Origin of the sequence: Snuella lapsa, assembly GCF_039539345.1 — a bacterium.
GTDB lineage: Bacteria > Bacteroidota > Bacteroidia > Flavobacteriales > Flavobacteriaceae > Snuella > Snuella lapsa.
This window is the reverse complement of the sequence record NZ_BAABCY010000017.1, coordinates 30,618-52,323: the sequence shown is the minus strand read 5'-3', so window position 1 is coordinate 52,323 and position 21,706 is coordinate 30,618. Positions and strand designations below refer to the sequence as shown.

Genomic DNA, 21,706 nt, shown 5'->3' with positions numbered 1-21,706 from the left:
AGGTAATTACCTTTAACCTGTGTTTTTGTTAATAACCGTAACCACCACCTACTAAAGGCCCTGAACATATCAAACTGGTCCAAGTATGACCAGAAGGAACTTTATTGTCACACCAACTACTTGTACATTGATCACAGCTACTGACGCCTCCCCACCATGCAGCATTAGTATGCTTATTTTTACAGCGGCATTCTAAAGTACCACCATCTCCACCAAACACAGTTTTTAATTGGTTACGTTGAAGCATATCATTAGCATCCAACTTCAAATTCTTTAAACTTAATTTTTTCATTTTTATAAGTTTTAATAATTATTTTTGCCTTGAACAGTTAAAGGCCATCAAGGTTTTGGCCTTGCCTGACCCTATGGGCAGGCTGTCCTTCGCGAAAGGATATTGTTCATGCCCAAAGTTGCTGCTTTGGGCTTTTTAGTGAAACTCAATTTTAAGAAGTCATAGACGCACTTAAAATTGTAAGTTGAACTAATTCCGTTGAAAAACGGAATCTCATTTTTTATTTTGTTATCATCATAGTAATCTTTCTATTTAGAGTTTTATTCATGACATTGCCTTGCTTCACTACTTTCAATTCGCAACGGCAATACTTTCTTTTCAACAAACAGATTACTTCACTCCACTATCGTTTCGTTCGTAATGACTTTGTTACTGCAACACTTCCGTTAAATCTTCAACACTGTACTCCTTGGGTAACTCATAACCATTAATAAAAATTGTAGGTGTATGGGCAATGTGTTCGGCATCACACCAGGTCCGCATAGCTTCTATCTTATTGCCTTGCTTAGCCAATTCACCATTCATGGGATACTTTCTTGCAAAAACTTCATAATCTTTTTGGTCTGCCAAATACCAATCGTCCAATGCCTGTTGCGTGACCCCCTTATCGCCTTTTTCATCAACGGCCAAAAAGTGGCTTACCGGTTTTCCCATATGATCTTCCGCCGATCTTGCCGTAAATAATATCTGTAAATTTATCTTGCCTGCTTTAACCAAATCTTCAAGCACAGGGTGCGCCTTGGCGCAGGGACCACAATAAGGGTTGCATACCTTAACTACATTGTATTTTGCAGTATCATTGGTAACGGAAATCCCCAAACCTTCCGTAGATGTCTCTATTTTTCTGGATTTTACCAAAAGCCCCTCAAGCACATCGGGATTGTTTTTAATTTTTTTAAGCCCTCGTTTGTGCACATTGGTTTCCTTTTCCTGTTCCAGTAATGGTTTTAAAAGTTTCCACCCGAGCATGGGCAACAAAAACAACGCTAACAATAAAGGAATGCTTTCATACGATATTGGTGCATTATAGGAACCGCTAAAAAAAATAATTGCTATTTCTCCTAAAAGCACCCCTTGAATGATGATACAGAACTTACACCATTGTTTAATAACAACAGCTTGGTAATAAACTGAAACAAGGACTATAGGCAAGCTTATAAAACTCAGGATCCCTAACATAGACAATGTTACCAACGAAAACTCTCTAATAAAGAACAAACCAAGGGTTCCAAAAAAATATGAAAAGCTTAACAGGCTTAAACTTAAACGGCCCCCAAACAATTTAGCATATTTTGAACCCAACACAGCATTGCAATTGATTTTTTGACCACCTCCCGTACAAAAGCTTTGTAATGTTGGATTGTACTGATCGATATCAAACCATAGCAGAAACACACCAACAGTCAGTCCAATTACTTTTAAAAGGTTATAGGCAATGGCATAAATTATGGTTGGGAAGCTTGTGGCAACTTCTGAACTTAAAAACCCAAAAACAGCACTTCCAAGTAATAAAATTGTAATGCTAATCATTAAGGTATTTTGGATGCGCTTTGTCACTAACTTTCCCTCAATGCCTTCTTCCTTAGATTGCGGTGTCTTTTCAACTAATAAACAAACACCGGTCCATAGCTTTTCAAAAGCTTCTTTAGTACTTTGCACTAGCTTGTTTTTGTCATTATAATAAACCATATGATCCACAGCTACCTCTTTTAATACGTAAAACAATGGCTGCCTGTTTTTCTCTACTTGGACAATACAGGGCAAGGGCATATCATTAAGTTTATTAGCGTCAATCTTAACTGCTAAAGTTCCCATTTGGTATTTTTCTAAAGTATCAGAGATCGCCAACAAACTAGGATGGTCAGGGTGGGACAAAATGGAGTCCTTAATATATTTTCTTGTAAACCTTATCTTTAATGAGTAAAGTAATTTTTCTGTTGATTGAATACAGTTATCCATAGAAAGGTAGAAGCTTTAAAATATTTTGATTAGATGTTATAAATAATGAATAAAATTAATTTGGGTTAATGTTCGAGAATCAAATATAGGAAAATAAAACAAGTTTGTAGTGTAGTCAAATGTTAAAAATTCTCACTTATGATTATGGAATTGTAAATTGTCTAATAAAGAGTATTCATAAATTATGTATCTTTATGATATCAAAGAGGATCAAATTATATCTTCGATGTTCTTTTATGGTTAGAGTGTGCAATTAGGTGTACATAAACAATTGAAAGTCATTGGATAACAGTGAAAATAGGTGATAGGAGAGGTTTAAGTTAGGCCTGCCACCCCGACTTTTAAAAAAATCAATTAGTAACAAAAACTTGGTAATCATATGATTATCAAGTTTTTGTCGTTTAAAGGCTATCATTTAATTTGAATTGGTTTGGTTAAAAAAGTTACCTATTCGGTTACCTTGTTTTAAAATGACCTAAAAAGGTAACCGAGACTTTGATTTGGCTTTTGTTTTTGATGTTCAATTTTTAAAACAAAAGATTATGGAAATTTCAAACACCTTCAGTGTCCTGTTCTGGTTGAAACTGGCCAGTGCAAAAAACGGGAAAGCACCGCTTTATGTCCGTATCACGGTAAATGGAAAACGCGCAGAACTATCGTTAAAACGTAAACTGGTCATATCCGATTGGGACGCCAGTAAAAACAAGCTCAAAGGGCTAGGCGATGAGGCCAAACGAATTAACGCTTATCTCAAGCAGGTCAATGCCCAACTTTTTGAAGCCTATCAAAAGTTAAAAACGGAGAACAAATTAATAACGGCAAGTCTTATCAAATCCAGTTTTGTGGGAACTGGTGAAAGCCGAAAGACCCTATCGGATATCATAGACTATCACAACGAGCATATGAAGTCCACACTTCGTTGGGGCACGCAAAAGAACTATTTTACTACCCATAAGTATATTTATCTTTTTCTAAAGCAAAAGCATAGGACAACAGATATATTCCTCTGTGAACTTAATTATAAGTTCATTATTGATTTTGAGCGGTTTTTGCGCCATCAAAAGGAAATGGGCAACAATACTGTTATGAAACATATAGAACGTCTAAGGAAGATGGTGAGTTTGGCCTATAAGATGGAATGGCTGGATAAAGACCCGTTTGTAAAGTTTGAGGCCAAGTATGAAAAGAAAGAGCGCTGCTTTTTGACATCGGAAGAACTGGAGCGAATAGAGAACAAGGCTTTTGGAATTGGTAGGCTCCAATTAATTAAGGACCTGTTTGTTTTTAGCTGTTATACCGGGCTTTCCTATGGGGATGTGATGGGATTGATAGCCAATGACCTGTGTAAGGGTATAGACGGCAAGCTTTGGATTCATTCCTACAGGGAAAAGACCAGTATACCAATAAAGGTGCCTCTGCTCTCAAAAGCATTGGAGATTATAGATAAGTATAAAGAACATCCTGATTCCCAAAAAAGGCAAACCCTGTTTCCGACCATTTCTAACCAGAAGCTCAATTCCTATTTAAAGGAGATAGCCGATGTCTGTAGCATAAAGAAAAACTTGACTTTTCATGTGGCACGCCACACCTTTGCAACGACCGTATTGTTATCTAACGGGGTTCCTATTGAGACGGTATCCAAGCTTTTGGGGCATACAAAGCTTTCAACGACCCAAATCTATGCAAGGGTAGTGGAAAGCAAGATCAGTGAGGACATGAACAGTTTGGTGTCAAGGATAGAGAGTAGGAACTGAGAACACTTGACTGGAAGCTAAATTATATGGATCTGTATCATTATGTTTCCGTTATATTGAGAGGAGCGTATAGGAAGGAGATTTTGAGATTGCTAAGTTTTAAAAAGTCTTGTGGTATTGGATAGACCTCAAATCTGAGAAATCATTTAATTGTAATATAATTATTACTTTAGTATTCTAAGTAAACTAATAAATAATATTAAGGTTATAATGAAAGAAGTAGAATCCTTTGTTAAGTTAATTCCACTAGGTTCAATATTTTTAATTTTTTGCAGCTCTTTAAAGCTATTAGTTTATTATAATTTTTTTGGTATAAATATAGAAGAATTTATGGGTATCCATGAGTATATAAATTACTTTATAGATGATTTATTCTATTATATTACAATGTTGGGATTTACGATTCTATTTGTATATCTGAGACAAACCAAATGGGCTAAAAAATTTACTAAGAAATATAAGGGCAAAGGCTTATCAATAGGAATTCTAGGATTTGTATGTGCTTTTATACTAACAATTCTCAAAGCTGTATTTGAAGAAAGAATGTCTTTAAGACTATTGTATCTTGAAGTTGCAATTCATAATCTTTTTGGAATAATTTACGTTACTGCTTTTTATTTTGGAGTAAAACTAAATTTCAATATAGGTCTTGTAATTTTATTTTTGTTATATGTTAGGATAGATGCATCATCAGAAGCTTATGCTAAAACTGAAAATTTTTATGGTTATAAATATATTATTGAATTTAAAGATAAATCTTATGAAACTTCAGATAGTTTAAGGTACTTAGGTAAAACAGAAAAATTTATATTCCTGTATGATAATAAAACTAAGGAATCTAAAATAATTCCAAATAATGACTTAATTGCGATGAAAGTAATTAGGTTAAAAATAAAGAAAAATGAAAATATACCAACAGGTAAAGGTTGAAGTATTAATAGTCTTAAAAGAGATAAAAAGAATAAAATTTTCTTACCTAGTTCTTTATGTTCTATCATTAGCATTACTTTATAAATATGCTTTTTTTAAAGCTTTTAACGTAAACATTACTGCTTTTATATCTATTTCAGATTTATATGTTTTATTTATTGATTTAATACCAGGTTTAGTTCATTTTTTTCTGCTTACCGTTGCTTCAGCCTTTATTTTAGTTATAGTAGGAGAAACTTTTGAAAGAATTAAAGATATATTTAAACCGCTTAAAAAGAATAAAAAAAGAAAAACTCAAAATAGAGAGGAAAAGCAAAGTCTTTTTAATGTAATTCCATTAAATCTTATGGCATTCATAATGTTTAAGATGATGTTGACAGTATATTCATTTCCATTTGTTTTTTATAATCCTAATGATGAATCTATATACAATTTTACAGCTATATTAACTAGATTTTCTTTTGTTTTAGGTTATGCGGGAATATACTTGAGCACTGTGTCATATCTGAATGGAGTTGGGAAGAATAAAAAAATACTTAATCTTAGACCAGAATTACTGAAAACATTATCATTAGCATTGACTTTATTCTATATTACAGGAATTGCAGGTACATTAGAAGCTGGTTTTAGAATGTTGTCTTTCTCAGAAGATGCTATTGAATTTGAATATGATGGAGTAAAAATAGACTCTAGTGATAAGAATACAGTTTATGCAGGAAATACAGGAAGTTATATATTTATATTTAATAAGGATTCTGCAAAAACTAAATCTTACAAGGTTTCAGATATAAAAAGTGTAAGTTTTTATCATGATATCATTTCAGAACAACAAAGTTATATGAGTGAAAGGGATAAAGAAAAGAAAACTCTCAATGAAATTGAATTAAACCAAAATATTGACTTTTTAAAAAATAATTCATCTAATAAGTTAGAATAAAAATAGATTCTGTATAATATTTTTATGAGTATAATGCTAAAAATCATTTAGTTGAATTTAAGTAAAATATCCCGTCCAGACCCCAAGGTTTTAGTGTAATCTTCTTATAACTTAACGGAAGCTTTACAGAAAGTAAATTAAAATAAATGAAACCCTCGATTTTTTGGTCAATAAAAAATAGGGCAGATAAAAATAAGAGAGCCCACGCGTTGTATATGCCGAATGCATTTAGTGAGTGTGATTATCGACCTCACCTTACGGGTGTACAAGCACCCTCATAACCAAATGGGTCAATCTATAATAAGTTCAATTCCCGCTTTCTCGGCCTTGTATTTTATTTTGGTCATAAGTTCGTAATAGCTCCAGTTCCTCAATACAAAGGCTTCTTCTTTTGCTATCCCAACCTTGTCCTCCTGATTCAATAAGATCAATGTTCCAGCCTGGTGCTTGGTGCAAAAATCGATCAACCTCCTACTGTATACATGAAGACGATGGGACACATAATTGCTTTCGGCTTTTTGGAGCCTGTCCACGGCCTTTAGTTTTCGATTTTGCCCTTTACCCGATTTGGTGTAGGTAGTCCCAATCTGTGCTCTTTTAAGGGCGGCCTGTATGGCTAGTCTTCTATACAGGAACTCTTCCCGAGTGCCAATGGTAAGCCTTGCTTTATCGGTTTTCACCACGATGGGATATTCAAGGGATAGGGAAGCCTCTGCAATCTTCTCCGGTCTTAGGCAATGCTTTTCTTTTTCAATTTCAAAAACAGGTAGCCAATAGATCTTGCCGTCCTTTAATTTAATATGGGAAGTACATAACTTGGTTTCTCCTTTGATAACCCGTTCCAATAGAACCCTTTTGTCGGAATGGTCATTGCCCAAATACGTCTTAAAAGGAATTTGGAACAAGCGAAAACAAAAGGCTCGTTTCTCGGCATTATAGGACAGTCCGGTTATGCCCTCCAGACCAAACGGAAAGGCCATATCCCTTCTGAAGTTTTTAAGGGAGCGTTCGCCTTTCCAATACGCAAGGCGATTACTGTTGAAAGAAGTGATTAAGGTATTGTTAAGGTTGGACAATATGTTTGTTGGGATCTCACCTTTAAAGCGATCCGATACCACACGATAGGTTGTATTGATGCGGGAGCGTTGCAGGATACCTTGTTCATCTTTCTTTTCATCAGCCAGTTTATACTTTATCCCTTCTGACAGATAAAAGAAATCCTTAATCATTTCCTGTACATACAAATGGGAAACAATAAGGTTAGCGGCCCTAAAGCATCGGTTTTGCCACTGGTATAGCTTGTCCAGTACCCCCTTCCGTTCTTCTTTAGTGGGCAGGTCTACCAAAAGCTGGATTTTCCGTGTCAGTTTGAGTGTTGGTTTCTCCATGATTAAGCGGATTCTAATTGTTGTTCATGATTCTCTTGCAATAGCTTATAAGCTGTCATAAATTCTTTGTGTACTTCCTTTTGGGAGAGGTTAAGTGCTTTGGCGATAGAAGCAAAGGAATGTTTCTTGTTAAATCTCAGTTCCAATACCCTTTTTTGTTCCTCGGTCATAACACCTTGAACCTTAATGCCGCTGGGAGGTCTTTTTTGGGGTTTAGGAATACTTCCGTGATGCACTATATTTTTGATGTCCTCAATAGCCCGTTTTACCTCGTTAGAGGTTTCAGTAATACTTGATCCCATGACCTCGGCAATCGCTTTATACTGAAAGCCATATTTTAGGCAGAGCTCGATCAAATGCCTTCTCCTAGCGTTCAGTAAGGGCAATACACATTTGATTCGGTTAAAGGCATTTTGTTCCGATTCCTGGTTGTTTAGGTTTTCAGATACATTTACTGGATCATATCCTAGCATATAGTCCTGGTAATTGTCGAAATTCTCTAGGGAATGGACATTCCTAAAGAACTTGTTTTTCGGTCTGCTGTAGTATGATATACATTCCCTTTTCATCACAAACCTTAGGAAACGTACCATATGCTCAGGTGATTCTATGGTGTCCCTATGAACCCATAGTTTTAAGAAAGTATCCTGTACCAGGGATTCTATGACGAAATGGTCACTGATCATGCGTTTGCCAACCCAAAAGATGCTTCTGCTATATTGGGCATGGATATGCTCCAAAGCAGCGGGGTCGCCATTCTTTAATAGTTTAAAATTACGGTGTTGCATAACAGACCTCGTTTAAATATCTTATGCGAGCTCCTGTAATTTATAAAGGGAAGATGGCTTTGAAGAAGGTTGAGAAGAGACATCCTTTTTCTACAAACAAAAAGGTGTGGAGCTCAACCTATCACTTTTGGGGTACTGGTATACCTTGCAACAATAAGAGAGCCCACACCCGGGTTGTGAGCAAATCTGCTTATCGTCTCGTCGCTAAAAATTACCAGTTTTCAAAAGTGAGACTCAAAACAATTGCTTCTAATATTTTTCTATAAGAAGAATCGCAAAAATATGTAATCTAATACAAATATAGTAAAAAAATTAAATATTCGGATTTGAATCCGAAATAAATCATTGAACTCTGATTTTATTTGTAAAAATGACAGATAGAAATCGAAAAATAGTTGAGTTTATTGCTGCTAAATGGGTTAGAGAGGTAGTTAACAATAGTGATTTTGCTAAAAATCATAATTTGGACGAGAAAACAGTTCGCAGGATAAAAGATGATGAATCTTATAGAACGAGTTATGAAACTATTGAAAGCATATGTGAAGGAGAGAATATAAATTTATCAGAATTCTTCAAAGAAGCTGAGGCAATGTTTCCTGAAATAAGAATTAGGAAATAATCATTACAATCCCATTGCAGCCCATTCCCCTTCATTCCGTAATTCTCCATTTCGGGAAAAGCGCTTCATTGTAAAAACCTTGAACACAAGCCCAAAATGCGAAAAAGCATTTTGAACTTAAGTTCGCCAGTGCAGGACTTCGCTACAACATTCAGTTAATATTCATTAAGTTCATTAATGTTATAGAAGTATTGAAGTCAGTATTATATTCATCCAAAATTTATCGAAAAGTAAACGTCGCAAAATATTTGCGTTCAAATTTGTCGGCGTAAAAAATCGGCACCCCCAGGGGTTCCCCCAATTTTTTACTTGAAAATTTGAGACAAAATTTTGCCTTCCGTTTGTGATGTGCTCAAATATTGTTTAACTAAAAATTTCATTATCATGGAAACAAAAACAAAGCAAAACGGAACGGCAAAAAGAATAGTAGCTGTTAAAAAGGACGTCAAGGAACAATTGGCCAAACAGGCCATGGGACAAGATGCCCAAGAGCCAAAACAATCCCTAGTTAGCAAAGCAACGATTGACCTTGCCGACCGCATCCAAAGGTTCGAGAAGCTCAGGGGACTGGCCACCCAACGGGAACGCTTGGTACAGACCCTGAGCGAGCTAACGAAGTTCAACTACAACCAAGGGGATTCGGCATCCTTTTACATCAGGGATTCGCACAATCTGGAGTTCAAGACCACCAACACCAACCTGATCAAGTTGGTAACGACCCATTTGCAGTCCACCTTGGAAGCAAGAAAGGGAGAGATCGAACAGGAGATCATCCAGTTTGAACTGTAAGGACATCTATTCACTCAAAAAGCCTGTTCGATAAGAATAGGTTTTTTTATGGTCTGAACAAACGGGATTGAATACGGACATTTCCATAATTTGACGTTCGTTTTAGCAATATCCACTGAAATCATAAAATTTGATACCAAAACGAGGCATTTGGGATCAATCCGCGTTTCAATATCATCTATTAAATAGATACATTTATAAAGCAGGTTATTTAAAAGTGCAACTGATGGGAAAATCAGTTGTCGGAGAATTTTGCCCCGAGGTTTCGGGGCGGAAATCGTAGAGCAAGAGGGTAGCGTGCTTTCGCAGTGCTACGTATTTCATTTGCTTCGCAAAGCCCCATTATATAAGGGTTTGTTAAGAATTGATTAGAGCATAGGAAATGGTGGTTTGCAGCAAAAACGCTCAAAACCCCAGTAAAAAGGCAAATATTTGCAGCAAATCATGGGAGAATTTTCAAAATACGGGTATTCAGGTATCAACTTCAAGAAAGAAACGGCAGTTAGGTTTCGGGCATTCTCTAAGGAAATTTCAATGTCCAATACCGAGGCCATGGAAGCCATGCTCGATTTTTTTGAAATTCACCAACTGTCCCCAATGGATTCTATTGATGGTAGTCTAAGTGCTTTAGAAATAAGGATCAAAAGAAGAATAAATAATGCCATAGCTATCATAAAGAGTATAGAACAAAGCCAGACCTTGCCAACGGTTGCCATGCTGCAATCCCTGTTTGAGCAACAATTGGAGCATGAAAAGGACAATGATTATTTTGATGATGATGTTGAATTTGTTGAGAAGAAATTTGAGGATATCCAAGCAGGAGAGGAAAAATTGATTGAAGAGACCACCGTTCCCAAAATCAGATATGAACGGTTGGAAGAGAAGATGAACTCCGTAAAAAATGATTTTAACTATGTATTGGATAGAGTTAAGGTAGTAAAGAGCGGTTTTGGGAAGAAACATTTAAGGTTGGAGCTTACAGAGGAGGAATTGGAGAAGTATAAAAGAACATTAAGGAACTCATGAGGGAAGCATAATTACTTAAGAATGTTAAAGAGTTTATTTTATAATGTTCAAATGAGGTAAAAGGTGACGTCAAATTTAGCATCATATGAAGTTAGATATCACTATTGCCAATCAAATATCATATTAAATGTGGATAATGTAAGAATTTGTAATATGATAGGAGGGGTGTTTGTCTTTTGAATAATGTTGTATGTCGTGTTATAAACGTTATTAGTCTAAAAACAGCCTATATTTATAATCCATTACCTATATTTGAGAGGCGAAATATCCTATAAATTGTAAGGAAAAAATAACACAATGAGAGAGTTGAGTGTTAAGTTTATTAGCTCAAATTTTATACATAGTCAGCGACTCTTTTTTTTTACTTGTTAATATTTAGTATATAAAAATTTGAACTTAACCAACGCTTCCAAATGCTTTTTAATTTTAGTGGTAACCTTGTTACTGGTAATATTGTCAATAATAAATGATTCAAATTACGCCCAATCGACTATAACAAGTAAATTCATCTTGTTTTCATATATAGTTATGGTATTGTTAGTAGGTTTAGTCATTAAATTTGCGTTTAATCGGGACGCTTCAATTTCTTTTTCTAAAATAGATATTTCTCTTTTTTTACTGTTATTATATATAACGATTAATAGGTATGAAATTCAATCTATTTATGGGTTTTCATTACGTTATTGTGAATTGTTGGGGTTGGTAATCTTATATGTTGTTTTAAGGACTTTTTCTGTTAAGGTTTACATATGGCTGTTATTAGTTATTGTAATATCTGGAATTATACAAGCGATCTATGGAAACTTGCAATTGTTTGGTATTTACAGTTCCAATCATTCAGGATTTAAATTAACCGGGAGTTTTTTCAATCCGGGGCCCTATGCCGGATTTGTCTCAGCTGTTTTTTCAATAGCACTAGCCATGTATCTGTATAAAGAGAGGATAATAGAATGCTTACTATTGAAAAAAGGGAAGCATTCAAGGTTAATTAACAAAGTAGTGCCATATGTATACGAATACGTTCCTTTAATAGGAATAATAACCATTGCTTCGGTAATCCCTGCATCACAATCGAGAGCAGCTTGGCTAGCAGTTATTGTTGGAAGCATTTTTTTATTTGAATGTCGATATCGGTATGTTGTACAATTCTTAAGGAACCTTGATATAATTAAAAAAAGTGCTTTCTTGTTTTCTATTCTGTTCGTTATTGGTGTCGGGATCTATGGAATTTACCATTTTAAAAAAGGATCTTCAGATGGCCGTTTGTTCGTATGGAAAGTTACTACAGAAATGGTTAAGGACAACCCCGTTTTTGGTCTTGGTTTCGATCGCTTCAAATCCGATTATATGGATTATCAAGCCAACTATTTTGTGCAAAATGGGGAGACCAAAGAAGCTGAAGTTGCAGACAATACCTATTATGCATTTAATGAATATTTACAGTTTATAGCCGAAGAGGGTGTTTTAGGGCTTTTGTTGTTAATAATCTTAGTATTCTTTCTTATGCAAATATCTGTTTCTCCTGAACATCGTTTTATGTTTTTAATTATTTTGGGTTGCTTGATATCTAAAGGACTGTTTGCTTTTTTTTCTTATCCTATGCAAATATTACCTATTAAGCTTATTCTTGTTGTATTACTTGGGTTATTAGTAACCTTAGATAACAATACGTATGAATGGAAAATTAATACTAGATCAAAAAGGTATGCATTTAGTGGCTTTAAAGTATTTGTAATTGGGGTATTTGTATTTGGTGGAATAAAGGGGTTTGGGTTGACCAAAAATCTAGAACAGAGCTTCAAAATCTGGAAAAAAGCCTTAATGGTTTATAATTATGGTGACTATATAGGAGCTATTGATGAATACGAAAAGATTTACCCCGTACTGAATAAGGAAGGCGATTTTTTGATGAACTATGGTAAAGCTCTTGTTATGGGTAAAAAACATCAAGAAGCCATAGAAGTATTAGAACAGGCGAAACAGTATCTTAATACGACCATTATTGAAACGGCATTAGGTGATGCTTATATGAAAAACAAGCAATATAGTAAGGCGGAAGCCGCTTATCAACATGCTGCTAACATGATACCGGTACGTTTTTATCCGCTTTACCTTTTGGCAAAACTCTATGAGGAAAACGGAGAAAAGGATAAGGGCTTGGTTATGGCAAAAGCAATCTTGCTTAAAGATGTAAAAGTACCATCGACAGCCATTAAGGAAATAAGGGCAGAAATGAAAACAATTATAAGTAATTATAAAGATTTAGAAGAAGATAGTAATAACGGAACGGAATATTAAATATGCAAAAAAAAATAGAAACATCCTTTCAATTAAAACTGATATTCATGTTTTTGGTAATAGTGTTGTTTTCTTGCAAACAGGAACAGACCAGAGCAGAAGAAGGTCCCATAGCAAAACAGCAGTACCTCCCCGAGAAGAATGAGGTGGATGCCATGATCTTGAAACAGGAAAATTTTAAAAAGGAGATAGTAAGCAATGGTAGGCTCGTTGCTTTGCAAAAAAACCAGCTAAAGTTCGATGTCAGCGAAAATCTGGAACAGCTCTTCGTAAAGAATGGCGACTATGTAAAACAGGGGCAAACGTTGGCAGCTTTAAAAGTCTTTACCTTTGGGCAAGCCTATACCAAGGCCAAGATCAACCTTAAAAAGGCTGAGTTGGAATTTCAGGACAAACTGGTAGGGCGTGGTTACGATACTTTTAACAAGGACAGTATCCCGACAGAAGAGTATGAGATGCTCGCCATTCGTTCCGGTTATAAGGATGCCCAACATGAGCTTCAGAACGCCGAATTTAAATTAAAGGCCACTAAATTGATTGCTCCTTTTAGTGGTAAGATCGCTAATATTAAAAACAAGCAGCATGAGCATATCAACGCAGGGATAGAGGTCATGACATTGATTGATGACAAAATGTTTGAAGTCGAGTTTTATCTCATAGAATCGGAAGTTTCGGAAATAGCCCTGGGCGGACAGGTACAGATAGTTCCCTTTGCTTTAAATAAATCTTATCTCGGTACTATTACCACTATCAACCCCCAGGTAGAAAAGGACGGTACCATTCTGGTAAAGGCAAAAGTAAAGAACGATGGTCAGCTATTGGAGGGCATGAACGTTAAGGTCTTTATCCAAAAGGAGGTTCCTAACCAATTTGTCGTGCCCAAAGCAGCGGTGGTATTGCGCCAAAATCAGGAAGTATTGTTTACCATAAAATCTGGCAAGACCTATTGGACCTATCTACAGACCACCAACGAGAACAGTAGGCAATACAGTGTCATCCCGCATCCCGATAAGAGCAGTGCTTCCCTAAAAGAAGGCGATACCATTGTGGTTTCCGGGAACCTCAATTTAGCCCATGATACCGAGGTGCTTATCAAGTCCATAAAGTCAGATAAACAATAAACAGTCTTCATGTTTTTAATAACCAATATCATATGGTAAAGTTCCTCATCCACAAACCTATAGCCGTATTGATGACCAGCTTGGGTATCCTGATCCTGGGCCTGTATGCCTTTGGTTTTATCCCTGTGTCGCTAATGCCCGATATAGACATTCCTGAGATTACGGTGCAGGTATCGGTCAATAACATGTCGACAAGGCAATTGGAAGATGCTGTGGTCAAGCCCCTGCGCCGCAACCTGATGCAACTGAGTCACCTAAAGGATATTACCAGTGAATCTACGAACGGTATTGGTACCATACGCCTACAGTTTAACCACGGCACAAAAATAGACTATTCCTTTATAGAAGTCAACGAAAAGATAGACCGGGCCATGGGCGGTTTCCCCAAGGACATGCAGCGTCCCAGGGTCATTAAGGCTAGTGCCACGGACATTCCGGTGTTCTATTTAAGTATGACCCTAAAAGAAGACGCCAAACTACCATCGTCCAATAACGATCTATATCCCGTTTCGCAGGACTTTGTAGATTTTAATCGTTTTGCCGATCAGGTGATCCGCAAGCGCATCGAACAGGTGGGCGAAGTGGCCATGGTAGATCTCAGTGGCCTGGTATCGCCCGAGATACTGATCATCCCCGACCAATATAAGCTGGATGCCCTCGGGATCAGTCTGGACGCCCTGGAATCCGGCATCAAAAAATACGACCTGGAGATAGGGAGTCTGCTTATTAAGGACAGTCAGTACCAGTACGACGTACGCCTGGGAAGTACCTTGGACAACATCCAGGAAATAAAGGACATCTACATCCACAAGAACAACCGGGTATACCAATTAAAAGAACTCGCCCAGGTGCTGGAGCATCCCCAAAAGCGCACAGGATTGGTGCTGTCCAATGGCAAGGAGGCTGTGACCATGGCGATTATCAAACAGAGCGATGCCCGTATGGGGGACCTAAAAGCCTCCCTAAACCAACTTTTAGGCTATTTTGAGAAAGATTACCCTAATATCGATTTTACCATTACCAGGGACCAGACCCAGCTGCTGGACTATGCCATAAACAACCTGCTGCAAAGCTTACTGTGGGGCATGCTATTGGCCTTTGGTATCATGTTCCTGTTTTTAAAGGACGTTAAGTCCCCATTGCTTATCGGGATCAGTATCCCCACTTCCCTTATCGTTTGTTTGTTGTTTTTCCAGTTACTGGATATCTCCATCAATATCATTTCCCTTTCCGGGCTGGTTCTGGGTATTGGGCTGATGATAGACAACTCTATTATTGTTATAGACAACATCACGCAATACCGGGGTATGGGCTATACCTTATCTGAGGCCTGTGTCGCGGGAACCAACGAAGTGATCAAGCCGCTGCTGAGCTCGGCGCTCACTACCTGTGCCGTCTTTGTGCCTTTGGTATTTTTAAGTGGTATTAGTGGCGCCCTGTTCTACGACCAGGCTATGGCCATAAGTATCGGACTGTTTGCCTCCTTTTTTGTGTCCATTACCCTGCTACCCGTACTATACCGTTTGTTCCATTTAAGGAACAGGTATTGGCAAGGACGCCTATCGCGCTTTCTGACCAGGATGAACCGTCTGGACTATGAGTCTCTTTATGAAAAAGGGTTTCGGTGGGTGATGCGCAGGCAAAAGATGGCTTGGGGTATATGTATTGTACTGCTTTTATTGGGGCTTGGCCTCTACCGTATCCTTCCCAAAACCCAGATGCCCGACTTTACCAGGACCGAAGCCCTTTTAAAGATAGATTGGAATGAGCAGATCCATGTCGAAGAGAACAAGATGCGCGTGTTAACCCTTTTGGAGCCCATAAAGACACAGCTAATCAACCAAACGGCATTAGTGGGGAACCAGCAATTTATCCTGGATAAAACCACAGCAGCCAAAACCTCCGAGAGTGCCCTCTACCTGCAATGTAAGGACCCAAATGACTTGGCTGCCATAAAACAAACGCTTCAGCATACCATTCAAAACAGGTATCCTAATGCTTCCTATGAGTATAACGATGTCGATAACATTTTCAGTTTGATATTTTCAAATGATGAAGCACCGCTTACCGCCCGCTTGCGTCCGGTAGATAACCTGGGTAGTAGCCAAAACGACGGTCTTAAGCAGGTGTGGTATCAGCTGCAGCAGCGTTTTGACCATTTGGAACTACAGCCCCTGGTCTGGCAGGACTATATGACCCTAGTGGCCGATCAGGAAAAACTAATGACTTATGGCGTTAATGCCCATACTATTTTCAGCACCTTAAAAAGCGCCTTTAACGAACGGGATATTCTGTCCGTTGTCGATAACCAGAATTTCATTCCCGTTATCCTGGGAGGCCCGTCAAAACAGATCAATGCTATTTTAAATGAAACCACGGTGGTGTCCCGGGACAGTGCTGTGTTCCATATCAAGGACTTTATCAAGGTGGTGTCTGCCAAAGATCTAAAGACCATCCGGGGTGGTGTTGAAGGCGAATATTACCCTATGGACCTTCCGGTTAAAGAAGATCAGATAGATAATACTATGAACAGTATTAAAGAACTTATCGGTAAGAATACATTGTACGACGTCAATTTTTCAGGAAGCTATTTTAGCAATCAAGAGCTGATGAGCGAACTCATTATGGTACTGTTTATTTCTTTACTGTTGCTCTACTTTATCCTGGCGGCCCAGTTTGAGTCATTTACGCTTCCTCTGATCATCTTATTAGAGGTTCCTTTAGACCTGGCAGGGGCCTTCTTATTCCTTAAACTGTTTGGGATGAGCATCAACCTAATGTCCATGATCGGTATTGTGGTGATGAGTGGGATTATTATCAACGATTCCATTTTAAAGATCGATACCATTATCCAGTTGCAACGCCAGGGATATACGCTGATCAAGGCCCTTCTGGTAGCAGGACAACGTCGTTTAAAGCCCATATTAATGACCAGTTTAACCACGATATTGGCCCTGGTTCCCTTATTATTTTCGAGAGGATTAGGTGCCGAACTGCAAGCACCATTAGCTATAGCCTTAATAGGGGGGATGCTGTTGGGAACCCTGGTGAGCCTGTATTTTATCCCACTGTGTTATTATTACCTCTCAAATCTAAAATCGTATGCCAAAAAGTAAAACTTTTAATAAAAATAGAATGTCAGTTCGAGTGTCACACTTTAGTGTGATGTATCGAGAACCGATCCCCTCTCATGTTAGAATTACGTTAACCATACTTACTGCACTTATCTTGTTTAGTTTAAATAATAGGCTTTTAGCCCAACAGGTATCCAATACGGTTAGTCCCCAACAAGGTATCTCTCTAAACGAGGTTTTAAACCTCGCCGGTCAAAATTCTTTAGATGCCTTTAAGACCAAGCGTAAGTACGGGGTCAATTACTGGCAGTTCCGATCCTTTAGGTCGAGCCTGCTGCCCAAGATCGATTTTGAGACCCGTCCCTTTACCTTCAATCGTGCCCTGGTAAAGCGTTACGATTCTGAGCAGAACATTGATGTGTTCCGTCAGCAGCAAAGTCTGAGTTCCTATGCCAATGTATCGATGACACAGAACATCCGGGCTACCGGAACACGATTGTTTATTAACTCCAGTTTCGACAGGATCGTCAATTCGGGCCTCTCAGAGATAGAGAGTTATAGTGCTACCCCGGTCCGCATCGGACTGGTGCAGCCCGTGATGGCCTATAACCGTTTTAAATGGGAAAAACAGACCGAGCCCCTGAAGTACCAAAAGGCTAAACAGGAATTTATCTACGAGCAACAGACCATCAACTTGAAGACCATTGATCTATTCTTTAACTGGGCGCTGGCCCATAAAAAGGTGGAGATCGCCAGGGAGAACAAGACTTCAACCGAAAAACTGTTCAAGATTGGAAAGAGGCGTTATGATCTGGGATCCATAGAACGGGACGATTTGCTCAATCTGGAGATGGACGTTTACAATGCCAATACCAACCTGACCCAAAACCTCCAAATGCTACAGAAGACCGAAGCCTCACTAAAGCTGTTCTTAAGGGATGAATTACCCAACAATGCCCTGCCTGAACTACCGGAATTGGTGCCCGGTCTGCAGATCGATATAACCGAAGCAGCGGAACTAGCTCAGGCCAATAATCCGGATATCCTTAATTTAAAGCTCAGGAAAGTCGAAGCTTTAAGGGATCTGGACCGGGCTGTGAAGGACAACCGGTTTGACCTCTCGGTAACAGCTAGTTACGGACTTAACCAACAGGCCAATACCTTTGTGGATGCCTATGGAAATCTTTTGGACCAACAGATGCTGTCCCTTAATTTTAGTATCCCCATTTTGGATTGGGGCGAACGCCGGGGCAAGATCAAGACCGCAAAGATGAACAAGGACGTAGCCGATATCGAACTGCAGCAGGATGGTGACAGGATACAGCAGGACATTATGCAAAAGGTCATTGACTTTAATCTGCAAAGGGATCTGGTGATCGGAGCCCAAAAGACCAGCGGGATCGCCAGGGAATCTTACCAGATAACCGAAAAACGTTTTCTGTCGGGGCGGGTAGACCTGTTAAACCTGACCAGTTCCAGGAAAGCCTGGCAGACTGCCACGGAACAGTACATTCAGAGCCTGTTAAGCTATTGGAAACTGTATTACCAGGTACAACAGTTAACGCTGTATGATTTTATAAATAACACACCTTTAACCCAGGATTTTGAAATCATTATCAATAATTAAAATAAAATGTGTCATCAGAAGGAGGGCTAGGACCGACTTAAGAATCTCTAATTAAAGTATATTATGACCTACACAGAACGAAAAGAAAAGGAAAAATACTTGCTGTACTTAATTGAACAAGGGCGGCTTTATTCATTGGAGTTAGTAGCAGATGATTTTGGATGCAGTATAAGGACGCTTAAAAGATTCGTATCCCATTTAAGGGAAGAAGGTAATAATATTAAATACTGTAGGAAAAAAAATAAATATTTCATTGAAAATTAGCAAAGTGACAGCATTTGTCCCTTACAGCATTTATCTTTGTGTTTTCGAGCACAATATATTTAAATATAAATAAGTGCTATAAAAACCTCTGGGTAAGACATGGCTAAAAAATATGCACATAATGTTTAACCATAAAATTGAAATCTATAAGAACAGACCACAATAACACCCAGAGGATGGATTCATTCCGTACTTGACACGGAATCTTTTAAATAGAAAGTTTTATTTTCAATTTAAAAAATATCTAGCACAATTGCTCAAAAAAACTTAAGCCCTTGTTATGTTCCACAAAGTAGCATACCTCGACATCTCGAACCCTTAGGATTAGACTTTGTAAAAGTAAAGATAATTTGTTAATCCCGTGTAAATGGGAGTCTAATAATTTAAATTTTTTTAAAAATGAATTTTAAGAAAAAAATAGTAACGTTTATAGGTGCAGCAGCAATGGCTACAGCCATGTTTTTTAGTGTGAATACCTCTAATGCTTTAAAAGGAGATTTGGATTTAGCTAGTTTGCTAGAAGTAAATATGGCTAATGCTGAGTGTACCGTAACATGTCCTGACGGAACATCTACAACTTGTACAACCTTTAATGATACCTGTACAATTTATTTAGATGATACTTATCAAACTTATGTTACATGTCCAAATTCAACGCCGGAGTAATAATACCATAATAATATGAAAAAAATAATTGGAATTTTAGTAGTTGTAATGATCGCGTTTACCGTGTTTTTTAGTACAAATACCATGAACAGTTTAAATTCAGGTTTAAGTTTAGCTAGTCTTATTAATATAAATACAGCTGATGCTGAATGTAGTATTACTATGGAAGGGGCAGGGACCACTTATTGTCTTACATTTAATAACACTTGTGTAATAACAGGAGTAATAGATGATCAACCTTTTAGTGTAACATGTCCAAACTCAACTCTTCTTTATTAAAATTAGAAGATATCAATTATTATATTTAAAGAAAGGTGTAATTAAGAATTGATTGGACTTTTTTCCAATCAATTCTTTTAAATAAATTTATTTTATGAAGTTTTATAAAATGATTATTCTAATAATTCTGTTTGTTGGATGTCAAAAAAGTAAAGTTCAATCTATTAAAATCACTAAAGAAAGTTTTTTGGATATTAAAAAACTTAAAGGTGAACAAATAGAAATTAAAGGTCTTTTAGACCCCTTTCGATATCATTTGATAAGGGATACTCTTGTGATAGTTGAGAATAATCAGACAGATGATAACTATTTTGAATTATTCAATATTAAAACCAAGCAAAAGATTTTGGAATTTGGGCAAAGAGGTAAAGGTCCAAATGAGCTTTTAAGTGCTCAACTGTTAAACAATTCAAGCGATTCTAAAAACAATAATTCTCAGCTTTTTGTTTACGATGTTGTAAAAAGAAGATTGTCAGAATATAATATTGATTCTTTAATGCGCAATGGGAGTCAAAAGAAGATTAAAACAATGGATTTTCCTAGCTCTGTTAAAAGTTTTACATATATGGAAAATAATAAATTTATTTGTTATAATTCCTTTTTTTTAGAATCAGCTGATTTTTATAATGATACAGAGGAAGTATTTTTTTATTCAGAAAAAGATAATTTAAGTGGTCCAGATATATCTAATTGTAAATTTTTTGTATCTAATGTTACTGGAGCGAATATTTTATACTCAGCCGAACATAATAAAATTTTAGTGGCAAATACTCACTTAAATAAATTAGATTTTTACGGTAAAGATTTAGAACTAAAAAAAAGTATTATAGGGCCAGAAACAGCTAAACCTGAATATACATTTTTGGAAAAAAGTAAAATGGTAAAATTCAAAAGAGGACGATCTTTTTATAGTTATGGATCGGGTGTTGTTTCTAATAATTCTATATATATAATATACACTGGTGCTATAAGCTATAGATTTGACAGACCAAATACTTTACCACAAGTAGAAGTATTTAAGTTGGATTGGAATGGAAACTTAATCAAAAGATTTGTTTTAGATAAATTTATTTTTACAATTTCTTTGAGCAATGATGAAAAATATTTATATGGGACATCCATTAATAATAAAGGTGAAATAATATTAATAAAATATAATCTTATTTAAAATGAAAAGCAATTTAATCATTAAAGTTATCGTGATTTGTTTATTCATATCATCTTGTGTTGACCATAAAAAAAGTCAAAATGTATTAGTTTCAGAAACAGCGAATTTTGATGATTTAAAAGGAAATGTCATTGTTTTTCCTGAAAATTTTTTAGTCAATAAATATAATAAAAATCTCTTGCTAATTTATTTTGATGGAAATTGTTCAAGTTGTGTGGCAGAAACTTTAAACTGGATTAAAAAAATAAATGAAGTACAAAATAGAATACAAGATATTCAGTGTTTTTTTGTGTCTAGGTCTAATGATGTTTATTTGATTGAGTATTACATTGACAAATTGCAAGTTGAATTACAAAATAACCAATATTTAAAAGCTGATCCAAATGATTTTTTTATTAAGAATAATTCTTTTTTGGATAGTTATCGTAATATTTTGTTATTAGATAGTAAAAATAGGATTATAACATCTCTTGATCCATTCAAATCAGAATTGGCTATGCAGATTTATGTTGACAAAGGAGTCTTGAGTAAGAAGATACTTAATTAAAATTTTATCTTTGATGGAAAGTTAAATTAGCACTATCCCTTTGATTTATAAGTACAATTTATAATAAACTACTGTTTTGCCTTTTTATTAAAATCAAAAAATGTAAATTATATCCATTGTTGAAGTCATAAATAAATTAATATTCTCTCATTATAACATCTTAAAGATTATTTTGTTCAA

At 36.5% G+C, this 21,706-nt stretch carries 18 protein-coding genes; 14 read left to right on the top strand and 4 right to left on the bottom strand.

The annotated features are described in order from the left end of the window. Positions 1-28 precede the first annotated feature (28 nt). Entirely contained in the window at positions 29-292 is a 264-nt protein-coding gene (locus ABD792_RS03380) for a hypothetical protein (RefSeq protein WP_345004379.1), read from the bottom strand. 369 nt (positions 293-661) lie between these two features. Further along, on the bottom strand, positions 662-2,251 hold the full coding sequence (locus tag ABD792_RS03375; RefSeq protein WP_345004377.1) for a cysteine peptidase family C39 domain-containing protein: 1,590 nt from the start codon (positions 2,249-2,251) through the stop codon (positions 662-664). Between the two features lie 542 nt (positions 2,252-2,793). Between ABD792_RS03375 and ABD792_RS03370 the strand changes: the two genes are divergently transcribed. The 3 genes from ABD792_RS03370 (at position 2,794) to ABD792_RS03360 (ending at position 5,872) form a co-directional block, all read left to right on the top strand. Beyond that, entirely contained in the window at positions 2,794-4,005 is a 1,212-nt protein-coding gene (locus ABD792_RS03370; protein ID WP_345004376.1) for a site-specific integrase, read from the top strand. A gap of 210 nt (positions 4,006-4,215) precedes the next feature. After that, complete coding sequence (locus ABD792_RS03365; RefSeq protein ID WP_345004375.1) at positions 4,216-4,935, top strand: hypothetical protein; 720 nt, start codon at positions 4,216-4,218, stop codon at positions 4,933-4,935. After that, on the top strand, positions 4,907-5,872 hold the full coding sequence (locus tag ABD792_RS03360) for a hypothetical protein (RefSeq protein ID WP_345004374.1): 966 nt from the start codon (positions 4,907-4,909) through the stop codon (positions 5,870-5,872). The genes ABD792_RS03365 and ABD792_RS03360 overlap by 29 nt, the downstream gene beginning before the upstream one ends. A 290-nt stretch (positions 5,873-6,162) precedes the next feature. Here ABD792_RS03360 and ABD792_RS03355 read toward each other — a convergent pair whose 3' ends face one another. Beyond that, positions 6,163-7,260 carry a hypothetical protein gene (locus ABD792_RS03355; protein WP_345004373.1) on the bottom strand — a complete coding sequence of 366 codons (1,098 nt, stop codon included), beginning with the start codon at positions 7,258-7,260 and terminating at the stop codon, positions 6,163-6,165. A 2-nt stretch (positions 7,261-7,262) separates the two neighbouring features. After that, entirely contained in the window at positions 7,263-8,048 is a 786-nt protein-coding gene (locus ABD792_RS03350) for an RNA polymerase sigma factor (protein WP_345004372.1), read from the bottom strand. 370 nt (positions 8,049-8,418) lie between these two features. Between ABD792_RS03350 and ABD792_RS03345 the strand changes: the two genes are divergently transcribed. The 11 genes from ABD792_RS03345 (at position 8,419) to ABD792_RS03295 (ending at position 21,526) form a co-directional block, all read left to right on the top strand. After that, entirely contained in the window at positions 8,419-8,667 is a 249-nt protein-coding gene (locus ABD792_RS03345; protein WP_199116975.1) for a transcriptional regulator, read from the top strand. Positions 8,668-9,051: 384 nt separating this feature from the next. Beyond that, positions 9,052-9,456, top strand: a complete 405-nt coding sequence (locus ABD792_RS03340; RefSeq protein ID WP_345004371.1) for a hypothetical protein — start codon at positions 9,052-9,054, stop codon at positions 9,454-9,456. A gap of 432 nt (positions 9,457-9,888) precedes the next feature. Beyond that, the gene (locus ABD792_RS03335; protein WP_345004370.1) at positions 9,889-10,482 is read left to right on the top strand and encodes a BfmA/BtgA family mobilization protein; all 594 of its coding nucleotides are present in this window, start codon (positions 9,889-9,891) and stop codon (positions 10,480-10,482) included. 528 nt (positions 10,483-11,010) lie between these two features. Continuing rightward, positions 11,011-12,780 carry an O-antigen ligase family protein gene (locus ABD792_RS03330; protein ID WP_345004369.1) on the top strand — a complete coding sequence of 590 codons (1,770 nt, stop codon included), beginning with the start codon at positions 11,011-11,013 and terminating at the stop codon, positions 12,778-12,780. Positions 12,781-12,827: 47 nt separating this feature from the next. Beyond that, positions 12,828-13,901 (top strand): efflux RND transporter periplasmic adaptor subunit, encoded by a 1,074-nt coding sequence (locus ABD792_RS03325; protein WP_345004368.1) that lies wholly within the window; start codon positions 12,828-12,830, stop codon positions 13,899-13,901. A gap of 32 nt (positions 13,902-13,933) precedes the next feature. Continuing rightward, positions 13,934-17,017, top strand: a complete 3,084-nt coding sequence (locus tag ABD792_RS03320; RefSeq protein ID WP_345004367.1) for an efflux RND transporter permease subunit — start codon at positions 13,934-13,936, stop codon at positions 17,015-17,017. Further along, positions 17,004-18,602, top strand: a complete 1,599-nt coding sequence (locus tag ABD792_RS03315; protein ID WP_345004365.1) for a TolC family protein — start codon at positions 17,004-17,006, stop codon at positions 18,600-18,602. Before ABD792_RS03320 ends, ABD792_RS03315 begins: the two co-directional genes overlap by 14 nt. A 663-nt stretch (positions 18,603-19,265) precedes the next feature. Beyond that, positions 19,266-19,532 (top strand): hypothetical protein, encoded by a 267-nt coding sequence (locus ABD792_RS03310; RefSeq protein ID WP_345004364.1) that lies wholly within the window; start codon positions 19,266-19,268, stop codon positions 19,530-19,532. A 15-nt stretch (positions 19,533-19,547) separates the two neighbouring features. After that, on the top strand, positions 19,548-19,811 hold the full coding sequence (locus ABD792_RS03305; protein ID WP_345004363.1) for a hypothetical protein: 264 nt from the start codon (positions 19,548-19,550) through the stop codon (positions 19,809-19,811). 94 nt (positions 19,812-19,905) lie between these two features. Further along, on the top strand, positions 19,906-20,979 hold the full coding sequence (locus tag ABD792_RS03300; protein WP_345004362.1) for a BF3164 family lipoprotein: 1,074 nt from the start codon (positions 19,906-19,908) through the stop codon (positions 20,977-20,979). Between the two features lies 1 nt (position 20,980). After that, positions 20,981-21,526 carry a hypothetical protein gene (locus ABD792_RS03295; protein WP_345004361.1) on the top strand — a complete coding sequence of 182 codons (546 nt, stop codon included), beginning with the start codon at positions 20,981-20,983 and terminating at the stop codon, positions 21,524-21,526. Positions 21,527-21,706: the final 180 nt, after the last annotated feature.

Excerpts from the sequence above, each read along its gene's own strand:
- ABD792_RS03325 (WP_345004368.1), top strand. The coding sequence starts at position 12,828 with ATGTTTTTGGTAATAGTGTTGTTTTCTTGCAAACAGGAACAGACCAGA.
- ABD792_RS03360 (WP_345004374.1), top strand. The coding sequence starts at position 4,907 with ATGAAAATATACCAACAGGTAAAGGTTGAAGTATTAATAGTCTTAAAA.
- ABD792_RS03350 (WP_345004372.1), bottom strand. The coding sequence starts at position 8,048 with ATGCAACACCGTAATTTTAAACTATTAAAGAATGGCGACCCCGCTGCT.
- ABD792_RS03305 (WP_345004363.1), top strand. The coding sequence starts at position 19,548 with ATGAAAAAAATAATTGGAATTTTAGTAGTTGTAATGATCGCGTTTACC.
- ABD792_RS03310 (WP_345004364.1), top strand. The coding sequence starts at position 19,266 with ATGAATTTTAAGAAAAAAATAGTAACGTTTATAGGTGCAGCAGCAATG.
- ABD792_RS03355 (WP_345004373.1), bottom strand. The coding sequence starts at position 7,260 with ATGGAGAAACCAACACTCAAACTGACACGGAAAATCCAGCTTTTGGTA.
- ABD792_RS03375 (WP_345004377.1), bottom strand. The coding sequence starts at position 2,251 with ATGGATAACTGTATTCAATCAACAGAAAAATTACTTTACTCATTAAAG.
- ABD792_RS03370 (WP_345004376.1), top strand. The coding sequence starts at position 2,794 with ATGGAAATTTCAAACACCTTCAGTGTCCTGTTCTGGTTGAAACTGGCC.
- ABD792_RS03320 (WP_345004367.1), top strand. The coding sequence starts at position 13,934 with ATGGTAAAGTTCCTCATCCACAAACCTATAGCCGTATTGATGACCAGC.
- ABD792_RS03380 (WP_345004379.1), bottom strand. The coding sequence starts at position 292 with ATGAAAAAATTAAGTTTAAAGAATTTGAAGTTGGATGCTAATGATATG.
- ABD792_RS03345 (WP_199116975.1), top strand. The coding sequence starts at position 8,419 with ATGACAGATAGAAATCGAAAAATAGTTGAGTTTATTGCTGCTAAATGG.
- ABD792_RS03365 (WP_345004375.1), top strand. The coding sequence starts at position 4,216 with ATGAAAGAAGTAGAATCCTTTGTTAAGTTAATTCCACTAGGTTCAATA.
- ABD792_RS03300 (WP_345004362.1), top strand. The coding sequence starts at position 19,906 with ATGAAGTTTTATAAAATGATTATTCTAATAATTCTGTTTGTTGGATGT.
- ABD792_RS03295 (WP_345004361.1), top strand. The coding sequence starts at position 20,981 with ATGAAAAGCAATTTAATCATTAAAGTTATCGTGATTTGTTTATTCATA.
- ABD792_RS03315 (WP_345004365.1), top strand. The coding sequence starts at position 17,004 with ATGCCAAAAAGTAAAACTTTTAATAAAAATAGAATGTCAGTTCGAGTG.
- ABD792_RS03330 (WP_345004369.1), top strand. The coding sequence starts at position 11,011 with ATGGTATTGTTAGTAGGTTTAGTCATTAAATTTGCGTTTAATCGGGAC.
- ABD792_RS03340 (WP_345004371.1), top strand. The coding sequence starts at position 9,052 with ATGGAAACAAAAACAAAGCAAAACGGAACGGCAAAAAGAATAGTAGCT.